General features: G+C 69.6%; 13 protein-coding genes. 10 read left to right on the top strand and 3 right to left on the bottom strand.

The features are described 5' to 3' along the window. Nucleotides 1-9: 9 nt before the first annotated feature. From CHC08_RS21065 to CHC08_RS21080, 4 genes are all read left to right on the top strand, one after another. Nucleotides 10-1,866: a class I adenylate-forming enzyme family protein gene (locus CHC08_RS21065; RefSeq protein WP_089209050.1), complete on the top strand. Its 1,857-nt coding sequence runs from the start codon at nucleotides 10-12 to the stop codon at nucleotides 1,864-1,866. Between the two features lie 69 nt (nucleotides 1,867-1,935). Continuing rightward, nucleotides 1,936-2,856: an NAD-dependent epimerase/dehydratase family protein gene (locus CHC08_RS21070; RefSeq protein WP_089209051.1), complete on the top strand. Its 921-nt coding sequence runs from the start codon at nucleotides 1,936-1,938 to the stop codon at nucleotides 2,854-2,856. A gap of 508 nt (nucleotides 2,857-3,364) precedes the next feature. Next, on the top strand, nucleotides 3,365-4,783 hold the full coding sequence (locus CHC08_RS21075) for an LCP family protein (protein WP_089209052.1): 1,419 nt from the start codon (nucleotides 3,365-3,367) through the stop codon (nucleotides 4,781-4,783). A 208-nt stretch (nucleotides 4,784-4,991) separates the two neighbouring features. Continuing rightward, on the top strand, nucleotides 4,992-5,768 hold the full coding sequence (locus CHC08_RS21080) for a S1 family peptidase (RefSeq protein ID WP_089209053.1): 777 nt from the start codon (nucleotides 4,992-4,994) through the stop codon (nucleotides 5,766-5,768). Here CHC08_RS21080 and CHC08_RS21085 read toward each other — a convergent pair. Continuing rightward, nucleotides 5,765-7,933 carry a DUF7927 domain-containing protein gene (locus tag CHC08_RS21085; RefSeq protein WP_179282133.1) on the bottom strand — a complete coding sequence of 723 codons (2,169 nt, stop codon included), beginning with the start codon at nucleotides 7,931-7,933 and terminating at the stop codon, nucleotides 5,765-5,767. The genes CHC08_RS21080 and CHC08_RS21085 overlap by 4 nt on opposite strands. A gap of 1,021 nt (nucleotides 7,934-8,954) precedes the next feature. Between CHC08_RS21085 and CHC08_RS21090 the strand changes: the two genes are divergently transcribed. The 6 genes from CHC08_RS21090 to CHC08_RS21115 all read left to right on the top strand — a co-directional run bounded on the left by CHC08_RS21090 (nucleotide 8,955) and on the right by CHC08_RS21115 (nucleotide 13,858). After that, on the top strand, nucleotides 8,955-10,019 hold the full coding sequence (locus CHC08_RS21090; RefSeq protein WP_089209055.1) for an ABC transporter substrate-binding protein: 1,065 nt from the start codon (nucleotides 8,955-8,957) through the stop codon (nucleotides 10,017-10,019). A gap of 34 nt (nucleotides 10,020-10,053) precedes the next feature. Beyond that, a complete protein-coding gene (locus tag CHC08_RS21095; protein WP_089209056.1) occupies nucleotides 10,054-10,845 on the top strand; it encodes an ABC transporter ATP-binding protein in 792 nt (263 codons plus the stop codon). Further along, the gene (locus CHC08_RS21100; protein WP_089209057.1) at nucleotides 10,835-11,713 is read left to right on the top strand and encodes an ABC transporter permease; all 879 of its coding nucleotides are present in this window, start codon (nucleotides 10,835-10,837) and stop codon (nucleotides 11,711-11,713) included. Before CHC08_RS21095 ends, CHC08_RS21100 begins: the two co-directional genes overlap by 11 nt. Before the next feature lie 23 nt (nucleotides 11,714-11,736). Continuing rightward, nucleotides 11,737-12,129, top strand: a complete 393-nt coding sequence (locus CHC08_RS21105; protein WP_089209058.1) for an RrF2 family transcriptional regulator — start codon at nucleotides 11,737-11,739, stop codon at nucleotides 12,127-12,129. A 313-nt stretch (nucleotides 12,130-12,442) separates the two neighbouring features. Continuing rightward, nucleotides 12,443-13,408 carry an ATP-binding protein gene (locus CHC08_RS21110; RefSeq protein WP_089209059.1) on the top strand — a complete coding sequence of 322 codons (966 nt, stop codon included), beginning with the start codon at nucleotides 12,443-12,445 and terminating at the stop codon, nucleotides 13,406-13,408. Between the two features lie 63 nt (nucleotides 13,409-13,471). Continuing rightward, nucleotides 13,472-13,858: an SCO5389 family protein gene (locus CHC08_RS21115; RefSeq protein WP_089209060.1), complete on the top strand. Its 387-nt coding sequence runs from the start codon at nucleotides 13,472-13,474 to the stop codon at nucleotides 13,856-13,858. A 174-nt stretch (nucleotides 13,859-14,032) separates the two neighbouring features. On the opposite strand, the gene CHC08_RS21120 is transcribed toward CHC08_RS21115, so the two are convergent. After that, a complete protein-coding gene (locus CHC08_RS21120) occupies nucleotides 14,033-15,013 on the bottom strand; it encodes an LLM class flavin-dependent oxidoreductase (RefSeq protein WP_089209061.1) in 981 nt (326 codons plus the stop codon). A 326-nt stretch (nucleotides 15,014-15,339) separates the two neighbouring features. Next, nucleotides 15,340-16,008: a ribonuclease HII gene (locus CHC08_RS21125; protein WP_089209062.1), complete on the bottom strand. Its 669-nt coding sequence runs from the start codon at nucleotides 16,006-16,008 to the stop codon at nucleotides 15,340-15,342. Nucleotides 16,009-16,096 lie beyond the last annotated feature (88 nt).

Consider the following 16,096-nt stretch of genomic DNA (forward strand, 5'->3'; position numbering starts at 1 on the left):
TGAAGTGGCATGAACGACATCATCACCGGCATCATGACCGCCGCCGAACGAGAGCCGGAACGGATCGCCGTCATCGACGGCCGCGGCCGCGAGGTCACCTACGGCGAGCTGGCCCGACGGGTGAACGCGGTCCGCGACGCGATGACCGAACGGCCCGGACCGGAGGCTCCGGCCACCGTGGAGAGCGGCTCTCTGCCGGAGTCGCCGTCCCGCCCGACCACGGACCAAGCTCAGGAAGTCACGACGCCACAACCCCACCCGACCACTGACCAGACCCGGGAGACCGCGACCCCACAGCCCGACCTGACCGCGGACCAGGCGCGGGAAGCCACGGCCGATGCGGAGAGCGGACCACGGCCGAGGGAGACCAGGGCCGGTACGGAGAGCGGATTACGGCCGGGGAAAGCCACAGCCGATACGAAGAGCGGACCACAGCCGGAGAGCGGGCTACGGCCGGGGGACGGCGTGCTGTTCGCGGTGCGGCCCGGGGTGGACGCGGTGGTTCTGGCGCTGGGGGCCGTGGCGGCGGGCGGGACACTCGTGCTCGCCGATCCCGGGCTGGCCCCTGACGTGCTCGCGGCCCGCCTGGCCGTCACCCACCCGAAGTGGGTGGTCACCGAGTCGCTGCTCTACACCCTGAGCGGCCCGCTCAGAGGCCTGGCCCGCCGCCGAGGCCTGCTTCTGCCGAACCTCCGCGATCCCCTTCCCGGATGGCCCGTCCGCCACCTCTACACGGGCCCGTGGCTGCCGGGCGTCCCCCGGGGAGCCCTGCGTCTCTCCCTGATCCTCGGATCGCCGGGTTCCTCCGCGCCGGCCACGTCAAGCACGCCGGGCAGAACGGGCATCCCGGATACACAGGGCACACGGACCGGGCAGACCGGACACGGACCGTACGGCTCGCCCACCGCGGACCAGCCGGCGGCTGTGATCTTCACCTCGGGAACCACCGCACGCCCGCGTGGTGTGGTGCACACGCGGGGATCGCTGGCGGCCGGGCTGGAACTGTTCCGACGCGCCTTCCCGCTGGGGCCCGGCGACATCGTTCACACCGACCAGTTGATGCTCGGGCTGCCCGCGCTGCTGGCCGGGGCGACCTGGTCGCTGCCCGGGGGCGGGGACCTCGCCGCCGAACTGGCCGAGAGGAAGGCCACCCACACCTTCGCCGTCCCCGTGCACCTGGACAGACTTCTGCGCGAGACCCCCAGGCTCCCCGGCACCCTGCGCTACCTGCTGCTCGGCGCCGCCCCCGCACCGCCCGGCGTGCTCCGCCGCGCGATCGAGGCCGGGCCCGAGGTGCTGTCGATCTACGCGATGACCGAGGCACTGCCGATCGCGATCGCCTCGGCGCGAGAGAAGCTGGCCCAGACCGAGGGGGACCTGCTCGGGGCGCCCCTTCCCGGGGTCGGCGTCCGGATCGCGGACGACGGCGAGCTGTTCGTCTCCGGCCCCCACCTCGCCCAGCGCTATCTCGGCGAGGAGCCGCTGAAGGAGATCGCCACCGGTGACCTGGTCCGTCTTGAGGAGGGCCGGTTGGTCCTGCTCGGCCGGAAGAAGGACATGCTCCTCCGTGACGGGGTCAACATCTATCCGGGCCTCTACGAACCCGCCATCGCCGCGCTGCCGGGGGTGGCCGAGGCCGCGATCGTCGGACTGCCCGATCCCGAGACCGGGGACGAGGAGGTCGTGCTGGTCGTCATCCCCACCGGGGACTATGACGAGTCTCGCCTGCGGGAGGCCATTCCCGAGATCGTGGACGCCGCGGCCGTCCCCGACCGCATCGAGTCTCTTGACGCCTTCCCCCGTTCGGGACGCGCCGGAAAACTCGACCGCGCCGCCCTCCGCGAGCTGGTCGCCCGCCGTGTCTGAGCTGCGAGACCGACCGCCGCGCGGTTCGGCGGCCGAGCCGGATCGGCGCACGCGCGAAGGAGGCGGAGCGTGCTGAGGGTGGGGGTGACGGGAGCCTCCGGTTTTGTGGGCGGGGCGGTCTGCCGCGCGGCCGTGAACGAGGGCTGGGAGGTGTCGGCCTTCGGCAGGCGGCCGTCGGTGGAACCCGGACAGGTCGGCGGTGCGCCGTACACGCCGTGGGATCTTCTGGGAGCCAGACCCGGGCTGCCGGAGCTGGACGTGGTGATCCACTGTGCCGGAGGCGTCACGGACTGGGGACCGCGAAGGGAGATCTGGGCGGCCAACGTGGACGGCACCCGCGCCGTCGCCGCGGCCTTCCCCGACGCCCGGTTCGTTCATGTCAGTACAGCCAGCGTCTACGATCCGTTCCGGCCGACCGTGATGGCGACGGAGGGCATGGCCCCGGTCAGCCGGTACGCCAACGCCTACGGCGCCTCGAAGGCGGCGGCGGAGAAGAGCCTGGAGAAGGCGGTCGTCCTGCGGCCGCACGCCGTCTACGGCAGGGGAGACACCACCCTGCTCCCGCGGATCCTCGGGGTGGTCAGGGGAGGCAGGCTTCTCGCGGTGGGCGACGGGCGCCAGCGGATCAGCCTCACCTCGGTGGACAACCTGGCCCGGGCCTGTCTGCTCGCCGCCGCCGGTCCCGTCGAGTGCGGCGTCTTCAACGTGACCGACGCCGAGCCCGTCATCCTCGACGACGCCCTGCGCGCGATCCTCAGGGAACGCGGAATCGACGCCGAGCCGTCCTACCTGCCCCTCAACCTGGTCGCTCCCCTGGCCGCCGCCGCCGAGATCACGTTCCGGCTGCTCGGACGGCCGCACCCGCCCCGGCTGACCCGCTACGCGGCCGGACATCTGGCCGTCGAGCGGACCCTCGACATCACCGCCGCCCGCGATCGGCTCCGCTACCGGCCGGCGGCGACGTCGTTCGCCGGCGCCGCCGACTGGTGATTGCCGAGTCCGGCCACGGACTCGGCGGCGCCGGACCGTGACACCCGGATTCCAGCGGGGTTGTGAGACCTTCGGAGGCGGGCATGAGGCCGTCCCGAAGGCGGGGTCGTGAGACCGTCCCGGAGGCGGGCGCGAGGCCGTCCCGGAAGCGGGGTCGTGAGACCGTCCCGGAGACGGGCATGAGGCCGTTCCGGACGGGAACCGGAGCCGTGCGACCGTCCCCATACAGGAATCGGAGTCCTGAGACCGTTCCCGGACGGGATTCAGCTCGACCGCAAAAAGCCCGCGATACGCGACCAAGTGTCCTTTCAATCAGGATTTAGCGATACGCCGACGAGTGCCCTTTTGGTCGAGATTCAAGGGTCGGCGATATCGGCCATGACGGGGATTAGCTCACCGAATCTTGACCGGCGGTTCCCAGCGCGTCGTACGGTCACATACCCCTTACATGCGAAAACCGTTATTAACCTGTGACGCATCGGGTTGATGGACGGGAGATGTTGGAAAGATGGCAGGTAACGGGGGCCGTAGCGGTATCGGATCAAGCCTGGCGCTTACGTTGGGCTCGGCCGTTCTATGGGGCCTGGCCCATATCTGGGTGGGCCGCCGCGTGACGGGCGCCTGCCTGATGGGCATCTATCTGACCTTGGCCGCGGGGGTCACGACCGCCCTCCTCACCGCCGGGCCCCCGCTGCTCTCCCTGATCGTGCAGCCGGCCTGGCTCTGGTCCTTCGCGCTCGCCGCGATGCTGTTCGCCACCGCCACCGTGGCCGTGGTCATCCGGTCCTACCAGCTTGTCCGGCCCGAGTCGCTGTCCGGCACGACCCGCTACCTCTCGGCCCTCGCGGTCGGCCTGCTGTGCGCGGTGGTGGTCGCCCCGATGGCCTACGCGACCCGGCTGGCCTACGTCTCCAGGAGCGTGGTGAATTCGGTGTTCGCCACGAGCACCACCCCGATCCCGGTGGATCCGTGGAAAGGCCTCGAGCGGCTCAACATCCTGCTGATCGGCGCGGACGCGGCGCCCAACCGGCCCGGTATACGCACCGACAGCATGACCGTGGCCAGCATCAACACCACCACGGGCGAGACCGTGCTGTTCGGCATGCCCAGGAACCTGGAGAACGTCCCGATGCCTCCCGGCCCGGCCCGCGACCGCTTCCCCTTCGGCTTCGAGGGTGAGCCGCCCTACAGCGAGGGCATGCTCAACGAGGTCTTCCAGTACGCCGAGGACTATCCCGAAATGGCTCCGAAGATGACAAAGGGGCACCGCGGCCCTGCGCTGCTGAAAAGGACGATCAGCGGCATCACCGGACTCGACATCGCCAACTACGCGATGGTCGACATGAGGGGCTTCATCGAGATCGTCGACGCGATGGGCGGGGTGAAGGTCACCGTCAAGGACCCCATCGTGTACGGCAAACAGAACGAGGGTCTGATCACGAGTGGCACGCGCAGACTGTCGGGCGAGGAGGCTCTCTGGTACGGCAGGGCTCGCACCTACAGCGATGACTACGTCCGGATGGGCAGGCAGAAGTGCCTGCTCAATGCCGTCGTCAAGCAGGCCGATCCGGTGACGGTGCTCAGCAGTTTCGAGAAGCTGGCCCACGCCACGATGAACGCCGTATCGACCGACATTCCGCGGGAGCTCCTGCCCAAGCTGATCGACCTGTCCTCCAAGGTGAAGAACTCCCAAATCAAGAGCTTCCAGTTCGTTCCCCCTCTGATCAACACGGGCTCACCCGACTACGACCTGATCAAGCGCAAGGTCGCCGACATTCTGGCCGAGCCGCCCGCCCCTCCCGTCGTGGCAGCCGGCAGGGGCGATGCCGCCGACGGCGGGCGTAAGGGCAGCCAGCACCACGGGAGGCAGAGCGACGGGACGGCCTCGGTGCAGAGAGCCGTCACCCTCGACACCGCCTGCCGCTGACGCCGTTCCCCGGTGCTCGCGCATCCCCCGCACCGCGGTGCGCCCGGCGAGCTCCGCCCGAAATCGACGACCGCGTGGCGCACGGCTTTTGCGGTCCTGACCGGCAACGGCTGAATTAAGGTGGCGTTGCCCACATCGCGTGATCAACCTGCGACACGAAGCGATTCTCCTCCCTCCCGACTGAGAAGCCGAGGTCAAGGAGAGATCCATGTCCCGCAGACACGCCGCCACCACCACGGGATGCGCCCTAGCGGTCACCGCGCTCACCCTGGTGGCCGCCCTTGCCGCCGCCGAACCTCAGACAGCGGTCCCCCGTGCCGCTCCTCCCACTCAGCAGCCACCGCCGCCGGGCGTGCTTGAGGCGCTCCAGCGCGATCTCGGTCTCACCAGGGAACAGGCTCTGGCCCGCCTGCGCAACGAAGCGCGCCTGACACCGGTCGAGGCGGAGCTCCGCGGCCTGCTCGGTGACCGCTTCGGTGGCTCCTGGTTCATGGGGACCGTCTCGCAGACCCTCGTGGTGGCCACCACCAGCGCCGCCGACATCCCCCGGATCACCGCCGCGGGCGCCCGGCCGAGGGTCGTCACCCGGTCGCTGTCACAGCTCACCCTGATCAAGCAGAAACTCGAAAAGGTTCTGGCCACGCACCCGCATGGGGGTGGCGTGCGCTACGTCGACGTGAAGATCAACAAAGTCGTCGTCCTCTCCGCGACACCCACGGAGACCAGGAAGATCGTCAAGACCGTCGACGTGGACATGACCGCGGTGACGGTGGTGTTCTCCAAGGAGCGACCGTGGCCCGCCGACGACGTACGGAACCGCCCTCCCTACTCCGTCAGCGCTACGGCTTACTGCTCGTCCGGCTCCGCGGCGACCCCCGAAGCCCGGAACGGTTCCACCGTCGTCGAGCACTGCGGTAATCCGCGCGCCGGCTCCGGCAGGGCCGCCCGGGGCGGCCCCGCCGTGTCACCGGACACCGAGCCCTAGGGCTTCCCTCGCCTGGCGCGCAGCCGTACGGCCAGACCCAGTCCGGACAGCAGGATCCCCAGCATCACCGGCGCGACCGGGAGACCCGTGAACGGCAGCTCGGACAGCCGGGGGCCCGAGCGCGCGTCCCGCGCCGAGCTCCGCGAGGAGTCGCACCTCCGGCCGCACGAGGAGTCGCATGACCGGTCGTCCGAGGAGTCGCACCCGTCCTCACACGAGGAGTCGCTTCTCCGGCCGCACGAGGAGTCACACGACCGATTGTCCGAGGAGTCGAGGCTTCGGTCACATGACGGCTTGCACAACCGCAGGCACGACGGGTTCCGCGACGGGGAGGAAGGTGAAGCGGACTTCGGTGTCCGAGCCGGTGTCAGGACGATTCCGGTGGGGCCCGGGGCGCAGTTCGGGTCGGCCGAGCCGGCGGAACAGTTGGATCCCGGCGCCACGCCCAGCACCCTGCTCCGTAGCGTCCTGTCTCCCCTCGGAGGGTCGTTCACCGTGACGCTGTAGGTGATCGTCACCTCGGACCCCGCCGGGAGGTCGCCCTTCCAGTCCAGCCTCGGCCCTGCGGAGGCAGCGGAGGTGGAGATGGAGGAAGCGGCGGAGCGCGAGGGGTCCACAACGTCATCCGTGGAAGCGGCGGCGGGGCCCTGGGGATTCACCGCATCATCCGTGGAAGCGGCGGCGGGGCCCTGGGGATTCACCGCATCATCCGTGGAAGCGGTGGAAGCCGCGGAAGCCGCGGAGCCTGGGAGGGCCGCGGCGTCGCCCGTCGGCCCGGTGAAGGTGACGGAGCCCGAGGAGGCCCTGGCGTCGTTGTTGTAGACGGCGTCGTCGAGCACCCCGGAGAGGTCGTCCGTCACGTGGGCATCGGTGTACGGGGCCTCCTGGGCGTTGGCGACGGTGATCGTGTAGTTCACGACCTCTCCGGACCGGGGCGCCCGCGGCGAGAGGGTCTCGCTGATCGTCACGTTCTCCACGACGACGCGGTGAGCGCATCCTCGATCGGCGGCCGGGGCCGGGGCGGAAAGCCTGCCGGCCCGGGGCGTGGGGCCCGGGCAGTTCGTGCCGCCTCCGGGAGCCCGGATCGCGTTGTCCAGCAGATGGTCGCCGGTACCGGGGTCCCTGACGGTCGCGCTGTAGGTGATGGTGACCGTCTCACCCGCCGCGACGTCGCCGGTCCAGCTCAGCCTGGGCTCGTCGTAGGAGACGGTGCCGGTCGTGGCCTGGGCGTCACCGTTGTAGACGGCGTCGTCGAGCACCTGGGACAGCTCGTCGGTGAGGGTGGCGCCGAGGTAGGCGGCGGTGCCGACGTTCTGGACGGTGACCGTGTGGACGACCACGTCGCCGGGCCTGGCCGTCTTCCGATCGGCGGCGGCGAGGATGTTCAGCAGCGGCAGTCGCGCCTTGCGGGTGTTGCCGCAGGCGGAGTCGGTGAAACCGGCGACGCAGTTGGAGCCCTCCGGCCCGGCCAGCTCGCCGGACAGCTGCCGGTCCCCGGCCGGCCGGTCGTCCACCCGCGTGCTGTAGGTGATCGTCACCGTCTGATCCACCGCCACGTCGCCGGTCCAGGTCACCTTCGGCTTGGCGTAGGAGACCGTACCGCTCGACGCTCGCTGGTCTCCGTTGAAGGCCGCGTCGTCCAGCACCCCGGACAGGTCGTCGGTGATCGTCGCCCTCGGATAGGGCGCGGTTCCGACGTTGGTGACCGTGATCGTGTAGTCCACGGTCCCGTCGGGCTTGGGCCCGTCGGGGGCGAACGACTTCTTGATCCTCAGCTCCGCGATGCCGATGCGCTGCCCGCACTCCGGAGCGGTCGACTCCGGGCTGCAGTTCGAGGCGAAGGGCGGGCCCGCGACGTGTCCGTCCAGGATGCCGTCGCCGACGGCGTCGATCATGACGCTGTAGGTGATCGTCACCGTCTCGCCCCTGGCCACGTCGCCGCTCCAAGTCATGACGGGCTCGCTGTAGACGACGGTTCCGCTCGACGCCCGCTGGTCTCCGTTGAAGGCCGCGTCGTCCAGCACCCCGGACAGGTCGTCGAGGATCCCGACCCCGGGGTAGTCGACCTGCCCGTCATTGGTGACCGTGATCGTGTAGGTCAGCTTGCCTCCCTTCCTCGCGGGGACGGCGGAGGCGGTCTTGGTCAGCCTCAGTCGGGGCGTCACGACCCCACGGCGCGGGCCGTTCTCCCTCTTCCCGGCCTGAACCTGCTTGTTCACCGGCGGTGAGACGACGGGCTTGTCCGGAGCGGCGGCGGGTGAAGGGGTCGGGGTGACGGAGAGGCCCGGCGTCACCGGCGCCGGTTCCGGAGCGGGAGTCAAAGGGTGGGTCGCCGCCCGGGTCGAGTCGGAGGCGCCCGAGCGCGAACCCGCTGGAACCGAAGGCTGAGTCACCGTCCGGGTCAGGTCGGAGGCGCCCGAGCGCGAACCGGCCGAAGCCGGAGGCTGAGCCGCCGGAGCCGAATCGGACGTGCCAGAGCGCGAATCCGCTGGAACCGAGGGGTGAGTCACTACCCGGGTCACGTCGGAGGTGCCGGAACGAGAACCGGCCGAAACCGGCAACCGGGCCGCCGGACCCGAATCGGACGTGCCGGAGCGCGAATCGGCCCGAGCCGGAGGCTGAGTCACCGCCGGAGCCGAATCAGACGTGCCGGAACGGGAACCGGCCCGAGACAAACGCCTGGATCCCGCCCCGGCGCACTCGTCCGCCGAGGCGGGCAGCGCGGCTCCGCTCTGACAGGACGCCTCCGTGACATCTGCGACCTTCGCCCGCGACGCGGCAGGTACGGCGGATGCGGTGGATACGGCGAGCACGACCGAAGGCATCACGACCACCGAGAGCGCGACCCCACACGCGGCAAGTCTGCCGACCCGCCGTCCCAGAACGTGATGCGACCAAGCACCGTTAAGCCCCACCAAAACCCCCTACCGACCCAGTTTCCAGGCTTTGACCTCTTTCGGGGGGCTCAAGATCAACTGACGCCGGTTGGATACCCAGACCGCCGAAATCTCACCGGTGACCTCGATAAACATCTGTCATGTCAATCCCAAAGATCGTCACCGATTCGGCACGAGAGAACACGAAGAGGTAACAGTGGACCTTCGCGACACACCATGACTTGACAGGCATCCCAGCCCTTGCCTTAATACACCTAACCGACTTATTAAGTAGGAATTAGGAGTAACCATGAACGCTCGCAGGGTTCGCGGGGCGGTGGCCGTGCTGGCCGCACTGGCGATCACAACCTTGGCGACCGCCTGCGGGGGCACGGAGACCACGGGGACGGCGGCCTCGGCCGGCGGGGACAAGCTCGCCGAGGTCAGGCTCGGGTACTTCCCCAACATCACCCACGCCACGGCGCTGGTCGGCATCGAGAAGGGCTTCTACGCCAAGCACCTGGGCAGCACCAAGCTCGTGCCCAGCAGCTTCAACGCCGGCCCGGCCGCGATCGAGGCGGTCTTCGCGGGTGCTATCGACGCCACCTACATCGGGCCCAACCCGGCCATCAACGCCTGGGCCAAGTCCAAGGGCAAGGCAATCAAGATCATCGCCGGATCGGCCTCCGGCGGCGTCTACCTCGTGGTCAAGCCCGAGATCAACGGCGTCGAGGACCTCAAGGGCAAGAAGATCGCCACGCCGCAGCTCGGCAACACCCAGGACGTGGCCCTGCGCTACTGGCTGCAGGAGAAGGGCCTGAAGACCGACACCAAGGGCGGCGGCGACGTCAACATCATCCCGCAGGAGAACGCCCAGACCCTGCAGACCTTCGCCACCGGCGACATCGACGGCGCCTGGGTGCCCGAGCCGTTCGCCAGCCGCATGGTCCAGGAGAGCAAGGGCAAGATCCTGCTCGACGAGCGTGACCTCTGGCCGAACAAGCAGTTCGTGATCACCCACCTGATCGTCCGTCAGGAGTTCGCCGCCGAGCACCCGGAGACGGTCAAGCAGCTCCTCGAGGGGCACGTCGAGGCCAACGCCGCGATCAACGCCGACCCCGCCGACGCCGCCAAGACCGTGAACGCGGCGCTGGAGAAGCTGAGCGGCAAGCCGCTCAAGCAGGAGGTCCTGGACAGCGTCTTCAAGAACATCACCTTCACCAACGACCCGATCGCCTCCTCCCTGGTCGGCAGCGCGGACCACGCGATCAAGATCGGGCTGCTGGAGCCGGTGGACCTGAACGGCATCTACGACCTGAAGCCCCTGAACGAGATCCTCGCGGCCAAGGGTCAGCCCGCGGTCGCCGACAAGTGATCTGACTGATCCGAAGCAGCAAGCAGGAGGGCACGTGACAGCTCCGCTCAGGGAGCGGGCGGACAGCCGGATCGAGGGCGAGGAGCCCACGGTCCGGCTGGACGGCGTTTCCAAGATCTATGGCCAGGGCAAGAACAGCCTGCTGGCCCTCGACAACGTCTCCCTCTCCGTCCACCCGGGCGAGTTCGTCTGCCTGCTCGGCGCCTCCGGCTGCGGCAAGAGCACGCTGCTCTCGCTGGTCGCCGGGCTCGACGCGCCCACGGCCGGCCGGATCGACACCGAGGGCCACAAGATCGCCATGATGTTCCAGGAACCAGCGCTGTTCCCCTGGCTCACCGTCTCCGCCAACGTCGAGATGGCGCTGCGGGTGCAGGGCGTGGCCAAGCGCGAGCGCCAGGCCAAGGCCGCGGAGTTCCTGGAGATCGTCCACCTGGACGGGTTCGGCGCCAAGCGCCCGCACGAGCTGTCCGGCGGCATGCGCCAGCGGGTCTCCCTGGCCCGCGCGCTCGCCCAGGACGCGAACGTGCTGCTGATGGACGAACCCTTCGGCGCATTGGACGCGATGACCCGCGACCTGCTCCACGACGAGCTGGAGCGGATCTGGCGCGAGCGCAACCTCAGCGTGCTGTTCGTCACCCACAACGTCCGCGAGGCCGTACGGCTCGGCGACCGGGTGGTCCTGCTCAGCAGCCGCCCCGGCCAGGTCGTCGAGCACTTCCCGGTCGAGCTCGACCGGCCTCGCCGTACCGACTCCACCGCGGTGGCGGAGCTCGCCACGACGATCACCAACCGGCTGCGACAGGAGGTCCTCCGCCATGGCCGTTGACCAGGCACCCCCCGCCGACACCCATGCCCAGCACCTCGCCGGGCTCGACGCGCTGGAGCTCGGCGGAGGCGAGCGTCACCGGGTCACCTCCCAGATCTGGGGCCGGCTGTGGCCGATCGTCCTGGCGGTCGGCCTGGTCCTGCTGATCTGGCAGGCCGTGGTGTGGTCCGGCCGCTGGCCGGAGTACGTCCTCGCGGGGCCCGTCGAAACCTTCGGGGTGCTCCGCGAGCGCCTGACCACCGCCGAGTACTGGGAGGCCATCGCCGTCACGATGCGCCGCGCGGTGACCGGCTTCGCGATCTCGGTGCTGATCGGACTGGTCGTCGGCGCCCTGGTTTCGCGGATCAAGGTGCTCAGGGCGGCCTTCGGCTCTCTGATCACCGGTCTGCAGACCATGCCGTCGATCGCCTGGTTCCCGCTGGCCATCCTGCTGTTCGGCCTGACCGAGAGCGCGATCACGTTCGTGGTGATCCTGGGGGCGACGCCGTCCATCGCCAACGGGCTGATCGCCGGAGTCGACTACACCCCGCCGATCCTGCTGCGCGCGGGGCACGTGCTCGGATTCCGCCGCCTCCAGCTCTACCGCCACGTGATCCTGCCGGCATCGCTGCCGTCGTTCCTGGCCGGGCTCAAGCAGGGCTGGGCCTTCGCCTGGCGCTCACTGATGGCCGGCGAGATCGTTGTCATCATCGCCCACCAGTCCTCGCTGGGCGAGCGGCTGTTCTTCGACCGCGAGCTCGCCGACTCCGCGGGCCTGCTCTCCACCATGATCGTGATCCTGGTCATCGGCATCGGGGTGGACCTGCTGTTCGAGACGGCCGACAACTCCCTTCGCCGCCGCTGGGGCCTCCAGCAAGTGCGTAACTAGCCGGCATCACGTAACCGACGGATATGCGGATCTCCGCCAGAACCCAGTACGCGCTGCGAGCCGCCACCGAGCTGGCCGCGGCGCCTCCCGGCCCCGTGCCCGCCGAGAAGATCGCCGTGGCGCAGAACATCCCCCGGAGGTTCCTGGACAACATCCTGCTGCAGTTGCGGCGGGCAGGGCTCATCCACAGCCAGCGTGGCCCCGACGGGGGCTACTGGCTGGCCCGGCCCGCCGAGGAGATCACCCTGGCTGACGTGATCATGGTGGTCGAAGGCAGTCCGGAACACTCCGCGCACGGCGGCTACCCGGGAGTCGCCGGGCCCCTGGCCGACGTGTGGAGCGCGTTGCGCGCCCACGAGGAGACCCTGCTCACCGAGATCACCCTCGCCCACATCGCCAAGGACTCGCTTCCCTGACGACGGCCCCGCGCCGTCCGCACGCCAAGAACTCGCCTCCCCGACGGCCGCCCCGGGCCGTACCGCACACCAAGGACTCGCTTTCTTGACGGCCGCCCGGGCCGTACCGCTCCGGGCGGCAAGCACGTGCTCGCCGAGTCACGCCGAGTCAGCTGTATACCTGCGACGCCTCGTCGCCCCAGCCTGCTCCGCGATTTCTCCTGGTTATCCACCAACCTCCCTGGTCACACGTGTCGCAAATTCTCACTGACCGTGGCATGATTATCACTACCAGGAGTCGGAACGGTTTTCATAACCAGATTGGATCGCTGTTGTGAGGGTGGCGTTCGTCGGTAAGGGCGGAAGCGGCAAGACGACTCTGTCGGCGCTGTTCGCGAGATACACAGCGAGCCACGGCGGGCCGGTCGTCGCGGTCGACGCGGACATCAACCAGCATCTGGGAATGGCCCTGGGCATGGCCGACGGCGCGCTGCCCCGGCCGATGGGCTCACACCTGGCCGAGATCAAGGAATACCTGCGGGGCGACAACCCGCGCATCTCCTCGGCCTCCGCGATGGTCAAAACCACCCCTCCCGGGCGCGGCTCGCGACTGCTGCGCCTGGACGAGCCCGGCGACCCGATCCACACCGGATTCGCCACCGTCACCCCGGAGGGGCCGCGGCTGATGGTCACCGGCCCGTTCAGCGAGGACGACCTGGGAGTGGCCTGCTACCACTCCAAGGTGGGCGCGGTGGAGCTGTATCTCAACCATCTCGTCGACGGCGCGGGCGAGTACGTCGTGGTGGACATGACCGCCGGGGCCGACTCCTTCGCCTCCGGGCTGTTCACCCGCTTCGATCTGACCTTCCTGGTCGCCGAGCCGACCCGCCAGGGGGTGAGCGTGTATCGCCAGTATCGCGACTACGCCGCCGACTACGACGTGCCGATCGTGGTGGTCGGCAACAAGGTGCACGGCCCCGACGACGTGGCGTTCCTGCGCGAGCACGTCGGCGACGACCTGCTGGTCTGCCTTGAGCACTCGGCGGCGATCCGCGCGATGGAGCAGGGCCGTCCGTTCACCCTGCAGGACCTCGAACCCGCCAACTCCGCGGCGCTGGGAAGGCTCCTGACGCACCTTGACGCCCAGGAGAAGGACTGGTCCCGCTTCGGCCGCCAGGCCATACGGTTTCACCTCCGCAACGCGGAGGCCTGGGCGAACAGGGCCACCGGCGAGGATCTCGCCGCCCAGATCGACCCGGACTTCGTCTTCGGGCCCACACGAGTGTCGCTCTCGCGCTAGATGGAGCGATCACCGAGCCCGACCTAGTGTCTGAATGATCCCCTTCTGAGAGGAGAACGCAGCATGTCGCTGACCGTTTCGAACGATCTTCTCGACCAGGCGAAAGCCGGTGAGGTCGACGATGAGGCGTTTGTCGCCTGCGTCCGTGACTCCCTGCCCTACGCATGGTCGGTGATCAGCGAGCTGGTCAAGCAACGCGACCACACCGGCGCCGAGTTCGCCGACAACACCGTTCCGCCGCCGGACGAGACCGCCCGGGGACAGCTCCTGCGCTGTCTCGCGAGCGACTCCATGCGCGGCGCCCTGGAGCGCCACTTCCAGGTGAAGCTGGCCTTCCAGAACTGCCACCGGGTCGCGGTCTTCGACCCGGCCGCCACCAGGGCCCACGCGGAGTTCGTCACCGCCAGGTCCCAGATTCTCAACCAGTCGCCCGAGCTCGTCGACTGCTGAGGCTCGCGCTTCAAGGGGCCTGGCCAGGGGCCCGGCGAGCGGCTCCAGGTCGCGCTCCTCGGAAGCACGACGATCAGGGCCCGCAAACATGCCCCAGGGGCATGACCACGAGCCTGGGAAGCGACCCCGGGGAGACGACCTTCCCGGAGCGCAACCCTGGTCCAGGGAAATGCCCTAGAGGGCACGACCCCGGATTCGGGGCAGCACCTCGGCCCCGAGCCGCCTGATGTTCTCGAGGGTGCGGGCATGATCGCCCGCACCCTCGACCATGAGGATCAGGTGCCGCAGGCCGGTGACCTCCGCGGTTCGGTTGATCTTCTCGACGCAGTGGTCGGGCGAGCCGACCGGGTGCGTGTCGCAGAGAAAATCCACATAACCCGAAATATCGCGATCTGACCGCGCTCGGCCGTCCACCGGCACGTAACCCGCGAGCCCCGGCCCCAGCCACCGCGGCATGGTCTCCCTCAGCTCCCGTACGGCCTGCGCCGTCGAGTCGCCCACGTGTCCCACGACCGCGGCCACGTGCCCGGGATCCTCGCGCCCGTAGGCCCGGATCATGTCCGCCTTGTCCGCGTCACCGATGTGCATCCCCAGCAACATCGGCAGCCCCCGCTCCGCGGCGAGCTCCACGGTCCGCGGCGAGGTGCACGCCACCACGGGTCTGAGCCTGGCGGCCGGGACCATGGGCACCTCCCTGAACCGGAAGAACTCCCCGTCCGCCGAGACCGTCTCGCCGTTCAGGGCAGCGCACAACAGATCCAGCGACTCGGGGAAACCCCGCTCGAACCTGGCCAGCCCCGTCCCGAACACCTCCAGGTCCACCCAGGGCCCGCCCCGACCCACCCCGAGCACGAACCGTCCGCCCGAGACCTGGTCGAGGATCGCCGCCTGTTCGGCCAGCGCCACCGGGTGCTGCGTGGACAGGACGCTCACCGCCGTCCCGACCCGGATCCTGACGGTACGGCCCAGCGCCACGCCCGCCAGCGTCACCGCCGACGGGCACACGCCGTACGACATGAAGTGGTGCTCGGCGATCCACGCGTCGTCGAACCCCGCCTCCTCGGCGGCCACGACCGCCTCCACCGTGTCCCGCAGCACCTCGCCCGGCTCCCGGCCCGGAAACCCCGCCACGACCAGAAAGACACCGATACGCATGGTGCCATCCTCCTCAGACCACGGCCCGGGGTCCGCGGGTGCGGGAAATTCGACGGGACTCCGCCGATGACTCCCCCGTCCGGCGCTCGATCCGCCCGACCGGCCCGGCTCGCTCGGAGAGCCCGAACCCCCCGGAGAGGCCGGGATGACACTCGTCAGCCGTTCGATCCAACCGACGGCCCGGCTCGTTTGAAGAACTCGAAGAACCCGAACCCTCCGGAGAGACCGGGGTGCCCCTCGTTCGACCCGGCTCGCTCGAAGAACCCGAACCCTCCGGAAAGGCCCGGATGACCCTCGTTCGGCCCGGCTCGCTCGAAGGGCCCGGGCTATCCGAAAAGCCCGAGCTGACCCTCTCCGGCCAGCGGGTTGCGGTGCCTCTTGAGGTGGCGCCACCGGGGCAGGTCGTCGAGGTAGGACCAGGACAGGCGGTGGTGTTCCGTCGGCCCGAGAGAGGCCAGAGCCTCCTGGTGGACCGGAGAGGGGTAGCCCGCGTTGTCGGCGAAGCCGTACTCCTCGAAACCGAGCGAGGCCATGTAGGCGTCACGGCGGACCTTGGCGATCACGGAGGCCGCGGCCACGGAGACGCAGGACAGATCACCCTTGATCTCGCATCGGACCGGCCACGGCGGGCCCAGGTAGTCGTGCTTGCCGTCGAGGATGACCACGTCGGGCCTCACCGGCAGCTCGGCCAGCGCCCTTGTGGCCGCGCGGCGCAGGGCCTCGGTCATGCCGAGCGCGTCGATCTCCTCGTGTGTCGCCTCGCCGTACCCGATCCCGGCGGCCCAAGCGGTGATCTCGGGGACCATGGCGTCGCGCCGGGCGGGGCTGAGCATCTTGGAGTCGGTCAGGCCCGCGGGCGGCTCCGACAGGTCGGTGACCACCGCGCAGACCGCCACCGGCCCCGCCCAGGCTCCTCGCCCGACCTCGTCCACCCCGGCCACCAGCTTGGATCCGCCGGCGTTCAGCAACCGTTCGAGCGCATAGGAGGGAGGCACGTTCCGACGTTACCGGGAGGCGAGCCCGACCACTTCAGGGACGGCCGCATGGAAGCGTGCGACGACCGTTACCGGGAGGCGAGCCCGA

This window comes from Streptosporangium subroseum (genome assembly GCF_900188345.1).
GTDB classification, from domain to species: Bacteria; Actinomycetota; Actinomycetes; order Streptosporangiales; family Streptosporangiaceae; genus Streptosporangium; species Streptosporangium subroseum.